Annotated in this window: 10 protein-coding genes and 1 pseudogene; 9 read left to right on the top strand and 2 right to left on the bottom strand. The window is 73.2% G+C overall.

Annotation, left to right across the window (positions count from 1 at the left end; translation table 11 throughout):
- Window positions 1-448: pseudogene (locus VFF97_RS03290) on the top strand (thioredoxin domain-containing protein); the annotation flags it as partial.
- Window positions 449-524: 76 nt separating this feature from the next.
- Here the strand turns inward: VFF97_RS03290 and VFF97_RS03285 are convergent.
- Window positions 525-1,757: a glutamyl-tRNA reductase gene (locus VFF97_RS03285; RefSeq protein ID WP_325032066.1), complete on the bottom strand. Its 1,233-nt coding sequence runs from the start codon at window positions 1,755-1,757 to the stop codon at window positions 525-527.
- Window positions 1,758-1,897: 140 nt separating this feature from the next.
- On the opposite strand from VFF97_RS03285, the gene VFF97_RS03280 reads away from it, so the two are divergent.
- The 7 genes from VFF97_RS03280 to VFF97_RS03250 all read left to right on the top strand — a co-directional run bounded on the left by VFF97_RS03280 (window position 1,898) and on the right by VFF97_RS03250 (window position 8,890).
- The gene (locus tag VFF97_RS03280) at window positions 1,898-2,446 is read left to right on the top strand and encodes a VOC family protein (RefSeq protein WP_325032065.1); all 549 of its coding nucleotides are present in this window, start codon (window positions 1,898-1,900) and stop codon (window positions 2,444-2,446) included.
- Between the two features lie 44 nt (window positions 2,447-2,490).
- A complete protein-coding gene (gene hemE / locus VFF97_RS03275) occupies window positions 2,491-3,558 on the top strand; it encodes a uroporphyrinogen decarboxylase (protein ID WP_325032064.1) in 1,068 nt (355 codons plus the stop codon).
- On the top strand, window positions 3,551-4,825 hold the full coding sequence (locus VFF97_RS03270; RefSeq protein WP_325032063.1) for a protoporphyrinogen/coproporphyrinogen oxidase: 1,275 nt from the start codon (window positions 3,551-3,553) through the stop codon (window positions 4,823-4,825). Before hemE ends, VFF97_RS03270 begins: the two co-directional genes overlap by 8 nt.
- A complete protein-coding gene (hemQ, locus tag VFF97_RS03265) occupies window positions 4,822-5,493 on the top strand; it encodes a hydrogen peroxide-dependent heme synthase (RefSeq protein WP_325032062.1) in 672 nt (223 codons plus the stop codon). The genes VFF97_RS03270 and hemQ overlap by 4 nt, the downstream gene beginning before the upstream one ends.
- A 100-nt stretch (window positions 5,494-5,593) precedes the next feature.
- On the top strand, window positions 5,594-6,502 hold the full coding sequence (gene hemC / locus VFF97_RS03260; protein ID WP_325032061.1) for a hydroxymethylbilane synthase: 909 nt from the start codon (window positions 5,594-5,596) through the stop codon (window positions 6,500-6,502).
- A 25-nt stretch (window positions 6,503-6,527) separates the two neighbouring features.
- Entirely contained in the window at window positions 6,528-7,517 is a 990-nt protein-coding gene (gene hemB / locus VFF97_RS03255; protein ID WP_325032060.1) for a porphobilinogen synthase, read from the top strand.
- Between the two features lie 17 nt (window positions 7,518-7,534).
- Window positions 7,535-8,890: a glutamate-1-semialdehyde 2,1-aminomutase gene (locus VFF97_RS03250; protein WP_325032059.1), complete on the top strand. Its 1,356-nt coding sequence runs from the start codon at window positions 7,535-7,537 to the stop codon at window positions 8,888-8,890.
- A 192-nt stretch (window positions 8,891-9,082) separates the two neighbouring features.
- Here VFF97_RS03250 and VFF97_RS03245 read toward each other — a convergent pair whose 3' ends face one another.
- The gene (locus tag VFF97_RS03245) at window positions 9,083-10,720 is read right to left on the bottom strand and encodes a dolichyl-phosphate-mannose--protein mannosyltransferase (RefSeq protein WP_325032058.1); all 1,638 of its coding nucleotides are present in this window, start codon (window positions 10,718-10,720) and stop codon (window positions 9,083-9,085) included.
- A gap of 65 nt (window positions 10,721-10,785) precedes the next feature.
- Between VFF97_RS03245 and rsmI the strand changes: the two genes are divergently transcribed.
- Window positions 10,786-11,604 (top strand): 16S rRNA (cytidine(1402)-2'-O)-methyltransferase, encoded by an 819-nt coding sequence (gene rsmI / locus VFF97_RS03240; RefSeq protein WP_325032057.1) that lies wholly within the window; start codon window positions 10,786-10,788, stop codon window positions 11,602-11,604.
- Window positions 11,605-11,665: the final 61 nt, after the last annotated feature.

The raw sequence follows: 11,665 nt of genomic DNA, 5'->3' as shown, positions 1-11,665 counted from the left end.
CGAGGCGAGCGACGGCGACGAGCCGTCGGGCCCGGCGTCGATCGCGCTCGCAGCGCTCGACCTGTGGCGGCTCGGTGCGGGGGAGCGGTGGCGCAGGGTCGCGGAGCGGATCGTCGCCGCGCACGCGCCGAGGGCGCTGGCGCAGCCGCTCGCGCACGGAGCCCTGCTGCGAGCCGCCTCAGGGCTCGTCGAGGCGCCGCGGCAGCTGGTCATCGTCGCGGAGAGCACCGACGATCCGCTCGCGGATGCGGGGCGCGGCATCCGCGCCGACGTCTTCGCGGTGGTGAGCCCGGCGCAGTCGGAGGCGTTCGCGAGCGCCGGGTTCGAGCTCTTCGAGGACAAGGCCGTGCTCGACGGCAGGGCGACGGCGTACGACTGCGAGGACTTCGCGTGCCGCCTCCCGGTGACGGATGCCGCGGAGCTCGCGTCTTCAGCTCCCGGTCGCTGAGCGAGCCGAAGCGCGACGAACGTGCGCATTCCGTCTCGGGCGCTCCGCGCCCTCGCTCAACGCCCGGGGCTCGACGTCAGCCGATCGCGCGCAAGCCGCCGCCGCGCTCCTCGCGCTCGACGCGGATGCCGAACACCAGTTCGATCGCTCGCTCGAACTCGTCGAGCCGGCCTTCGGCCGCGGCCTCGCGCGCCCGCACCGACGGTGTGTGCGAGAGCACGCCGGCGAGGTGCCGCAGGGCGGCCTCGGTGCGTCTGTCGTCGTCGCCGCGAAGTCGGTCGATCTCCGCCCCGAGCGCCGCCTGGATGTGCGATCGCACGGCGACGATCGCGGCGGCCGCGTCGCGCTGCGCCGTGAACGACGCCGCAGCCGAGCCGACGACCTCATGCGCCCCGTGGCCGAGCTCGGGCACCGACGCGTGCTTGCCGAGCAGCTCGAGGTCGACGAGGGTGACGCCGTCGATGTCCGCCACGGCCGAGTCGACGTTCCGCGGCAGGCCGAGGTCGACGATGATGCGGTCGCGGTCCGACGGGACGTCGTCGACGGTCACGGTGTAGCGCGCCGTGCACGTGATCACCACGTCGGCTTCGCGGATGCCGCGTCGCAGGTCGCGCTCGGCGCGCACGCCGTACTTCGCGGCGAACTTCTGCGCGCGGCCGGTCGCCGAGTACACGCGCACGTCGGTCGCCCCGCGCGCCTGGAGCGCCGCGATCGTCGTCGCGGCGTAGCTCCCGGTGCCGACGAGCAGCACCGCGGTGTCACTCCAGTCCGTGATGCGCGACGCGACGAGATCGAGCGCGAGGCGCGCGAGCGAGCGGCCCTCGCCGACGAGGTTCGCCCGCGCGCGCACTTCGCGCGATGCGTGGGCGGCACGCTGGAACGCCTGCTCGAGCAGCGGGCTCGTGACCCCGGCCTCGCGGGCCGATCGCAGCGCGCGCTGCACCTGTCCGCTGATCTCCTCCTCGCCGAGGACCATCGACTCGAGACCCGAGCTCACCGCGAAGAGGTGACGCACGACGTCGTCGCCGCTGAGGGTCACCGCGGAACGGCGCAGCACCTCGGCATCCGCGCCGACGCGCTCCTCGAGAAACTCCAGCACCGCCTCGTGCGCGAGCGCCGCGGCGCCCGTGACGGGCTCATCGACCTCGAGATACGCCTCGAACCGGTTGCACGTGGAGAGCACGACGGCGCCGCGCACGAAGTCGTGCGCGGCGAGGAGGTCGGGCCCGGCAGCATCCGCCGCCTGCGAGATCCGCTCGAGGACCTCGAAGTCGGTGTTCCGGTGATTCGCCGTGAGGCAGAAAAGCACGCCGCGAGTTTACCCGCCCCGTCGAGGGCGGGCGGAATCCGCGCGACGGGTCGCTGTACCCGCCGCGACTTCTCCGCACACGATGAGGACAGGCGATGTCGTGGACCCGTCGTACCGTGAGCCGTGCGAAAGGAGCCCTCATGGCCATCACCTCTTCCTCGTCCGCTCGAGCCCAGGTGCCCTCCGGGTACACCGCGGTCGCACCATGGGTCGTCACCGACGACACCGACGCGCTGCTCGAGTTCATCGCGTACGCCTTCGACGGCGAAGAGCTCGCGCGCGTGCGCACCGAGGACGGCTCGATCGGCCACGGCGAGATCCGCGTGGGCGACACCGTGGTGCTCGCGTTCGATCGTCGCCCGGACTGGCCGGTGATGCCGAGCCTTCTGCGCGTGTGGGTGGCGGATGCGGATGCCGCGGTCGCGCGAGCCGTCGAACGCGGCGCCGAGGTCGTCACGGACGTGGGGACGAACGCATTCGGGCAGCGCGGCGGGCGCGTGCGAGACCCGTTCGGCAACATCTGGTGGGTGACCGCGCATGTGGAGGACGTCCCCGAAGAGGTGATGTGGCAGCGGCTCCAGGAGCCGGAATACGCGGAGAACATGCGGTTCGCGCAGGAGTCCCTCGACACGGCGCTGCGGGGCGGCGAAGCGGGCTGGAGCAGCGCGCCTGTGCAGTCCGGGCCCTGAACCGCACGCCGGGCGCTCCCAGACATGCGAACTAGCCTGGACGGGTGACGTTCGCGACCGCCGCCCTCCCCGCAGACCACCCGCTCACCGACGGACGAACCGCCCGATCCCCGCTCGTGCGCGCGGCGCGCGGCGACCGTCCGGCGATTCCGCCCGTGTGGTTCATGCGGCAGGCGGGTCGCTCGCTGCCCGAGTACCGGGAAAGCCGCGCGGGCACCGAGATGCTCGACGCGTGCCTCGACCCGGCGCTCGCGGCGGAGATCACCCTGCAGCCCGTGCGCCGCCACGGCGTCGACGCCGCGGTGTTCTTCAGCGACATCGTGGTGCCGGTCCTTCTCGCGGGAGTCGGCGTGAAGATCGTCCCGGGGCGCGGCCCCGTGCTCGACGAGCCGGTGCGCACGGCATCCGATGTCTTGAAGCTGCGTCCGATCGACCCCGCCGCGCTCGACCCGATCCGCGAGGCGGTGCGCATCGTCGTCGCAGAGCTCGGCAGCACGCCGCTCGTCGGCTTCGGCGGCGCGCCGTACACGCTCGCGAGCTACCTCGTCGAAGGCGGGCCGTCGAAGGAGCAGCTGCGCACGCGCGCCCTCATGCGCACGGACCCGCACACCTGGGCGACGCTGCTCAACTGGTGCGCCGACGTGACCGGCGCGTTCCTGCGCGCCCAGGTCGAGGCGGGGGCGAGCGTCGTGCAGCTGTTCGACTCGTGGGCCGGGTCGCTGTCGCGCAGCGACTACCAGCGCCGCGTGTCGCCGCACTCGCGCCGCGCGTTCGACGCCCTCCGCGGGCTCGACGTGCCGCGCATCCACTTCGGCCTCGGGATGGGCGAGATGCTCGACCTGCTTCCGGGCATCGGCGCGGACGTCGTCGGCATCGACTGGCGCCTGCCGCTCGACGTCGCGAACGAGCGCCTCGGCGGCCGCGTCCCGCTCCAGGGGAACATCGACCCGGCGCTGCTGCAGGCGCCGTGGCACGTGCTCGCGGCGCACATCGAGGACGTCGTCGACCGCGGCGCAGCCGCCCCCGCGCACATCGTGAACCTCGGACACGGCGTGCCGCCCGAGACCGACCCGACGGTGCTCACGCGCATCGTGGAGTTCGTGCATGCCTGATGGCGTCCTCGTCGTCGGCGGGGGAGTCGGCGGGCTCGTGCTCGCGCGGCGGCTCGCCCTCGCCGGCAGACCCGTCGTCGTGTTCGAGCGCTCCGACCGCTTCGGCGGCCAGGTCGCACGGCAGACGGTCGCGGGCGTGGACCTCGACGCGGCCGCGGAATCGTTCGCGATGCGGGGCGGCACGGTCGCGAGGCTCCTGACCGAACTCGGCATGGCGGAGGACATCGAGACGCCCCTCTCCACGCCCGCGTGGCTGCATCGGGCCGACGGGTCTGCCGTACCGCTGCCGGCGACGGGAGTGCTCGGCATCCCGGGCGACCCGTCGGCGCCCGACGTGGTGCACGCGATCGGCCGCCGCGCCGCACTGCGCGCGAGAATCGACGCGCTCCTGCCGGCACGCGTGGGGGCGGATGCCTCGTCCCTCGGCGAGCTCGTCCGCCGACGCATGGGCAGGGGAGTCGTCGACGGCCTCGTCGCTCCGGTCGTGCGCGGGGTGCACTCGAGCGACCCTCACTCCCTCCCGGTCGAGACCGCCTCGCCGCGTCTGCGCGACGAGCTGCACGCGACGGGATCCCTCGCGGCCGCGGTGCAGCGGATCCGTGCGACGGCGCCCGCGGGATCACAGGTCGCCGGCATCCGCGGCGGCATGTTCCGGCTCGTGGACGCGCTGGTGGCGGACTGCGAGCGGCTGGGCGTCCGGCTCGAGACGGGCGCCGAGGCCGCCGACATCACCTCCGAGAGTGTCACCGTGAACGGGCGGCGCGTCACGGGCGAGGTCGTCCGTGCGGCGACCCCCGTCGATGCCCCAGCCGGCCGGCGCATCACGCTCGCGACGCTCGTGGTCGAGGCATCCGGTCTCGACCCGGCTCCTCGCGGAACGGGCGTCCTCGTGGCGGCCGGCGCTCCCGGGGTCTCGGCCCGCGCCCTGACGCACGTCTCGGCGAAGTGGGCGTGGGTGGGCGAGCGCCTCCCCGGGCTCCATGCGCTGCGGCTCTCGTACGACGGGGACGTCCCCGATGCGATCGAGCGGGCGACCGCGGATGCCGCGACGCTCACGGGCGCGCGCATCGATCGCGTCGTCGACGCGACGTCTGCCGTGTGGCAGCGGCGACCGGGTGGCGCATGGGCCGACACGCCCGAGCCCGCCGTCGGCGAGGGCCCCGCCGGCACCGGGCTCGCGTCCGTCGTCGCGCACGCGGAGCGGGTCGCCGGGCGACTCAGCGCGGATTCGCCGGAACCCGCGTCCGGGGGGAGGATGGAAGGGTGACCGACACAGCCCCCGCCGTCGAACCCCAGTACTACACGCTGTTCGCCGTCCTCCGCCGCGACCCGCACCCTGCGGACGCCCCGCTCGGCGCCCCTCCGATCGAGGACGCATCGGCCGAGGTCGGCGACTCGTTGCGCGGCGTGTACGACGTGTCGGGGCTTCGCGCCGACGCGGACGTGCTCCTGTGGCTGACGGGTCACTCGGCCGACGAGTTGCAGAGCCGCCTGCGCACGCTGCGCCGCAGTCGCGAGCTCGCGTCGCTCCTGCCGACCTGGAACGCGATGGGCGTCCACCGCGACGCCGAGTTCAGTCGCGACCACGCACCGGCGTTCTCGCGCGGCCTCGCGCCGAAGGACTGGCTCACGGTGTATCCGTTCGTGCGCAGTTACGAGTGGTACCTCCTGCCGCCCGAGGAGCGGGGGCGGATGCTGGGCGACCACGGCCGCAAGGGCCGCGAGTTCCCGCAGGTGCAGAGCAACACCGTCGCGAGCTTCGCGCTCGGCGACTACGAGTGGCTCCTCGCTCTCGAGGCCGACGACCCGACCGAGCTCGTCGACCTCATGCGCCACCTGCGCGCGACGGATGCCCGCCTGCACGTGCGCGAAGAGGTGCCGTTCTTCACCGGGCGCCGCATCGCGCCGTCCGAGGTGCGCGAGGTGATCGAGTGACTTCGCTGCGCTTCGCATCCGCCGCCGAGATTGCGCGAACGACCGCCGCCGGGCGGCGCGGACCGTCATTCGCGCGATCTCGACAGGGGTCGGCTGACGCATGACGCTCCGCATCGGAACCCGCGCCAGCGCCCTCGCGATGGCGCAGTCGGGCACGATCGCCGAGCAGCTCGGCGGTGAGCTCGTGCCGATCGTGTCCGAGGGAGACACCTCGACCGCATCGCTGTCGACCCTCGGCGGACGCGGCGTCTTCGCCAACGCGCTGCGCGATGCGCTGCTCGCCGGCGAGGTCGACGTGCTCGTGCATTCGTACAAGGACCTCCCGACGACCCCCGTCGAAGGGCTCGCGATCGCGGCCGTCCCCGAGCGGGCGGACGCGCGCGACGCGCTGTGCGCGCGTGACGGTCTCACTCTCGAAACGCTTCCCGAGGGCGCGCGCGTCGGAACCGGCTCGCCGCGCCGTCGCGCGCAGCTCGCCGCGCGGCGCCCCGATCTCGAGCTCGTCGACCTGCGCGGCAACGTCGACACGCGCCTCGGCCGTGTGGCCTCCGCCGATCCGGAGCGCGCGCTCGACGCCGTGATGCTCGCCGCCGCGGGGCTCGGGCGCCTGGGCCGCCTCGACGCCGTGACCCAGTACCTCCCGCTCGAGGAGTGGCCCACCGCGCCGGCGCAGGCGGCACTCGCGGTCGAGACACGCGTAGGCGACGAGCACCTCGCCGCGGCGATCGACCACCGGCCGACGCGTCTCGCGGCCGACGCGGAGCGCGGTGTGCTCGCGCTCCTGGGCGCCGGGTGCGCGGCCCCGATCGGCGCGCACGCGTTCGTCGAGGACGGGCTGCTGTTCCTCACGGCGGTCGTGTACCGCCCGGACGGCACCGCGCAGCTCTCGAGCTCGCACGCGGCCGCCCTCGAGGGCGACGGCGCGGATGCCGCGGCATCCGTCGCCCGTCACGTGACCGACGAACTCCTCCAGCAGGGCGCCGCCGACCTCGCGCCCCTCGGCGACTGACACGCCGCCCCACGAAAGACGACCCATGACCGAACCGAGCTTCCCCTCCGTCCGTCCGCGCCGCCTGCGTGCGACACCCGCGTGGCGCCGCCTCGCCCGCGAGGCGCGCGTGCACCCCGAGCAGCTCGTGCTGCCGCTGTTCGTGCGCGAGGGCGCCGACGAGCCACTGCCGATCGCGTCGATGCCGGGCGTCGTGCAGCACAGCCTCGACTCGCTGCGCCGCGAGATCGCGCGCGCCGCCGGGGCCGGCATCGGCGGCGTCATGCTGTTCGGCGTGCCCGAGCACAAGGATGCGGAGGGCTCGGGTGCGACCGATCCTGACGGGATCCTCAACGTCGCGACCCGCGTCGCGGCCGAGGAGGCGGGCGACGCGCTCGTCGTGCAGACCGACCTGTGCCTCGACGAGTTCACCGACCACGGGCACTGCGGTGTGCTCGACGCGAACGGCGCGGTCGACAACGACGCGACGCTCGAGCGATACCGCGACATGGCGATCGCGCAGGCCGAGGCGGGATCGCAGCTGCTCGGGCTCAGCGGCATGATGGACGGCCAGGTCGCGGCTGTGCGCTCGGCGCTCGACGGCGCCGGGTACGCCGACGTCGCGATCCTCGCGTACGCCGCGAAGTACGCGTCGGCGTTCTACGGACCGTTCCGCGACGCGGTGCAGTCGTCTCTGCAGGGCGACCGGCGCACCTACCAGATGGATCCCGCGAACCGCCGCGAGGGCGCCCGCGAGGTCGCGCTCGACCTCGCCGAGGGCGCCGACATCGTCATGGTCAAGCCCGCGATGTCGTACCTGGACGTGCTCGCCGACACTGCGGCGTCGTCGCCGGTGCCCGTGTGGGCGTACCAGGTGAGCGGCGAGTACTCGATGATCGAGGCCGCCGCCGCGCACGGCTGGATCGACCGCGAGCGAGCCGTCGACGAGTCGCTCACGAGCATCGTGCGGGCGGGCGCCGACGCCGTCCTGACGTACTGGGCGATCGAGGCGGCCGAACGCCTCGGCCGTCGATGATCGAGGAGACGAGACGCATGACCCTGACCAATGCGGATGCCGCAGCCCGCGCCCGCGCGGTGATCCCCGGTGGCGTCAACTCGCCCGTGCGCGCCTTCGGCTCGGTCGGAGGAACCCCGTTGTCGATCGTGTCGGCGTCGGGTCCTTGCGTGCGCGACGTGTCGGGACGCGAGTATGTCGACCTCGTCGCGTCGTGGGGTCCCGCGCTGCTGGGCCATGCACACCCCGACGTCGTGAAGGCTGTGACGGATGCCGCGACCCGCGGCCTTTCGTTCGGCGCGTCGACCCCGGGCGAGACGGAGCTCGCCGAGCTCGTCATCGAGCGCCTCGCGCATCCGCTCCCGGACGCCGAGCGACCCGGACGCGAGACGAAGCGCGCGATCGAGCGCCTCCGCCTCGTCTCGACCGGCACCGAGGCGACGATGACCGCGATCCGCATCGCGCGCGGGGCCACCGGGCGCGACGTCATCGTCAAGTTCGCCGGCCACTACCACGGACACTCCGACGGTCTCCTCGCCGAGTCGGGCTCGGGCGTCGCGACGCTCGGCCTTCCCGGATCCGCGGGCGTCCCCGCCGACATCGCGGCGCTCACGCTCGTGCTGCCGTACAACGACCGCGACGCCGTGCGCGCCGCGTTCGAGGCGCACCCCGGCCGCATCGCCGCGATCATCGCCGAGGCGGCGGGCGCCAACGCCGGCGTGCTCACGCCTGATCCGGGGTTCAACCGCTTCCTCATCGAGACGGCGCACGAGCACGGGGCGCTGTTCATCCTCGACGAGGTGCTCACGGGCTTCCGCGTGGGTCCCGCCGGCTGGTGGGGGCTCGAGCAGGCATCCGGCGAGGACTGGACGCCCGACCTCGCGACGTTCGGCAAGGTCATCGGCGGCGGGATGCCGCTCGCCGCGATCGGCGGGCGCGCCGAGTATATGGAGCTGCTCGCCCCGCTCGGCCCCGTGTACCAGGCCGGCACGCTGAGCGGGAACCCGCTCGCGGTTGCCGCGGGCATCGCCACGCTGACGCTCGCCGACGAGGACGTGTATCGCCGGGTCGACGCGGCGGCGGATGCCGTCGCGACCGCGGCGCACGAGGCGCTCGACGCAGAAGGCGTCGCACACGTCGTCTCACGGGCGGGGAACCTCTTCTCGATCGCCTTCCGCCCCGGGTCCGTGCGGAACTACGACGACGCCCGCGACCAGGAGGCGTTCCGCTACCGGGCGTTCTTCCACGCGATGCTCGAGGCGGGGGTCTCCCTCCCGCCGAGCGTGTTCGAGGCGTGGTTCCTCACCGCCGCGCACGACGACGCGGCGATCGAGCGCATCACCGCGGCCCTCCCGGGTGCGGCGCGGGCCGCGGCATCCGCTTCGCCCTCCTGATCCCCTTGCGGAACACTACTCGCCGAGTGATCCGCTTCTCCCTCCTGATCCCCCGCGGAACACTCCTCGCCGAGATCAGGACATCTGGCTCACGCAGGGGATTCTGCGGCGAATCATCCTGCCTCCGCCAGATGTCCTGATTCGGGAGAGTGGGCGAGGGCGACAGCCGAGCGGCGGCGAGCGCCGAGCCGGTCAGATCCAGGTGGGCACCCAGTTGTGCAGGCGGTAGAACTCGTACGGCACCGAGATGCCGTTCACGACCGGGTACCAGAACGCGGCGACGAGCAGTGCGACGATGAGGAACACGATCACGAGCCGCTGCCCGGTCGCGCGGCGGTACGACGCCTCGGGCGATCCCGGCACCGCGGATGCGGCCACGCCGCCTCGAGCGATGTCGCGCAGTGCGAACGTGAGCGCGAGCAGCAGGAAGGGCAGCACCACGACGGTGTAGAACTGGAACGTCGTGCGCTCGGGGTACAGCAGCCAGGGCACGTACGTCACGCCGATGCCCACGAGCACGAGCGCGAGACGCCAATCGCGTGCGAGCACGAACCGGTACACGGCGTACAGCACGGCGGCGACGGCCGCGAACCACACGAGCGGGTTCGGCATGCTGTAGATGTTCTGAACGCAGCCGCTCGCCCAGCCGCATCCGGCATCGCCGAGCGGGTCCTGGTGGAAGTACATCGACGTCGGGCGGATCAGCAGCGGCCACTGCCACGCGGGGCTCTCGTAGCCGTGGTCGGTCGTGAGGCCGACGTGGAATCCGTAGATCGCCTGGTGATAGCGCCACAGGCTCTGCAGCGCGGGGGGCACCCACGACCAGATGCCCGTCGCGGGCTCGGCGTCGGCCGAGTGCCGGTCGTACCCGCCGTCGGTCACGAACCAGCCCGTCCACGACAGCAGGTACACGACGAACGCGACCGGCACGAAGAGCACGAATGTCACGACGCCCTGCCGCACCGCGTCGAACGGCCACAGCTCCACGCCGAGGCGCCGGCGCGCGAGGGCATCCGCCACGACGAGGTAGACGCCGAGCCCGGCGAGCACGTACACGCCGGACCACTTGACGGATGCAGCGGCCCCCGCCGCGACGCCCGCGGCCACGATCCAGGGGCGGTTCCACATCACCGCGCCCCATCGCAGGCTCACGGTCGCGGGCTCATTCCCGTTGTGCGGTGAGCGCGCGAGCATCGCCTCCGCGAGACGCTCGTCGAGGCGCCGTCTGTCGAGGGCGACGAACAAGAACGCGAGCACGACGAAGAACGCCACGAAGATGTCGAGGATCGCGACACGGCTCATCGCGATCGCGAGGCCGTCGACCGCCATGAGCCCCGAGGCGATCGTCGCGAACGCGACCGACCGTGTGAGCGCGTGCGCGAGGAAGTACAGCACGAGCACCGTCGCGGTGCCGAAGAGGGCGACGGCGAACCGCCAGCCGAACGTCGACTCGGCGCCGAAGAGCGCCATGCCGGCGCCGATCAGGTACTTGCCGAGCGGCGGATGCACCACGAAGCTGCCCTGGCCCGTGAAGATGTCGGTCTCGCCGTTCAGGAAGCGTGCATCGGCGCCCTCGGGCCACGTCGACGGGAACCCGAGCACCCACTGGCTCCACGAGTCCTTGACGTAATACGTCTCGTCGAACACGAGCGCGTGCGGGTTCGAGAAGTTCGCGAAGCGCAGGACGCCGGCCACGAGCGTGACGAGCAGGGGAGCGATCCATGCCCAGCGGGCCGCGATGCGGGGATCGGCGGCGGACCGGGCGGACCAGCGGTCGTACAGCGTCGGGCGGGCGGCGGGCAGCAGCTGCGGCTCGGCGACGGTCGACACGGCGACCAGCCTAGGGCGTCGGATGCGGGCGACGCGCCGCGCTGTGGAGAACATAGGCTGGCCGCGTGATCATCCTCGCCGCGACTCCGATCGGCAACCTCGGCGACGCCTCGACCCGCCTCGTCGAGGCGCTCGAGGTGGCGACCGTCATCGCGGCCGAAGACACGCGGACGACGCAGCGACTGCTCGCGGCGCTCGGCATCGAGAACCGTCCGCGCCTCATCGCCTTCCACGACCACAACGAGAAGGCGAAGGCGGCCGAGCTCGTCGAGCTCGCGCGTGACGAGGACCTCCTCGTGCTGAGCGATGCCGGCATGCCGACCGTGAGCGACCCGGGCTTCGGCATCGTCGCGGCCGCAGCGGACGCGGGGGTGACCGTGACCGCGATCCCCGGGCCGAGTGCCGTGCTCACTGCGCTGGCGGTGTCCGGCTTGCCCACCGACCGCTTCACGTTCGAGGGATTCCTGCCGCGCAAACCGGGGGAGCGCTCGTCCACGCTGCGCGCCCTCGCCGGGGAGCGACGGACGATGGTGTTCTTCGAGGCGCCGACGCGCGTCGCGGCGACGCTCGCCGACATGGCCGCGGAGTTCGGCGCGGAGCGCCGCGCCGCCGTGTGCCGCGAGCTCACGAAGCTGCACGAGGAGGTCGTGCGCGGAACGCTCGCCGAGCTCGCGGAGTGGGCGCACGGCGGGGTGCGGGGCGAGGTCGTGCTCGTCGTCGCCGGGGCGGAGGTGCGTGCGGTCCCTTTCCCCGACGCCGTCACGCAGGTGCTCGAGCTCGTGCGATCGGGCACCCGGCTCAAGGACGCCGCCGGCGAGGTTGCGGCGCACACCGGCCACTCCTCGCGCGAGCTCTACCAGGCGGCGCTCGCCGTCCGCGGGTAGCCCGCGGCGCTCGCGACGCGCACCGCAGAACCCCGTCCACCGGGCCGGCGGTCGTCACACT

Source organism: Microbacterium sp. (assembly GCF_035687345.1).
GTDB lineage: Bacteria > Actinomycetota > Actinomycetes > Actinomycetales > Microbacteriaceae > Microbacterium.
Note: the sequence above shows the minus strand (reverse complement) of the source record. Positions and strands in the feature narration are given on the sequence as shown.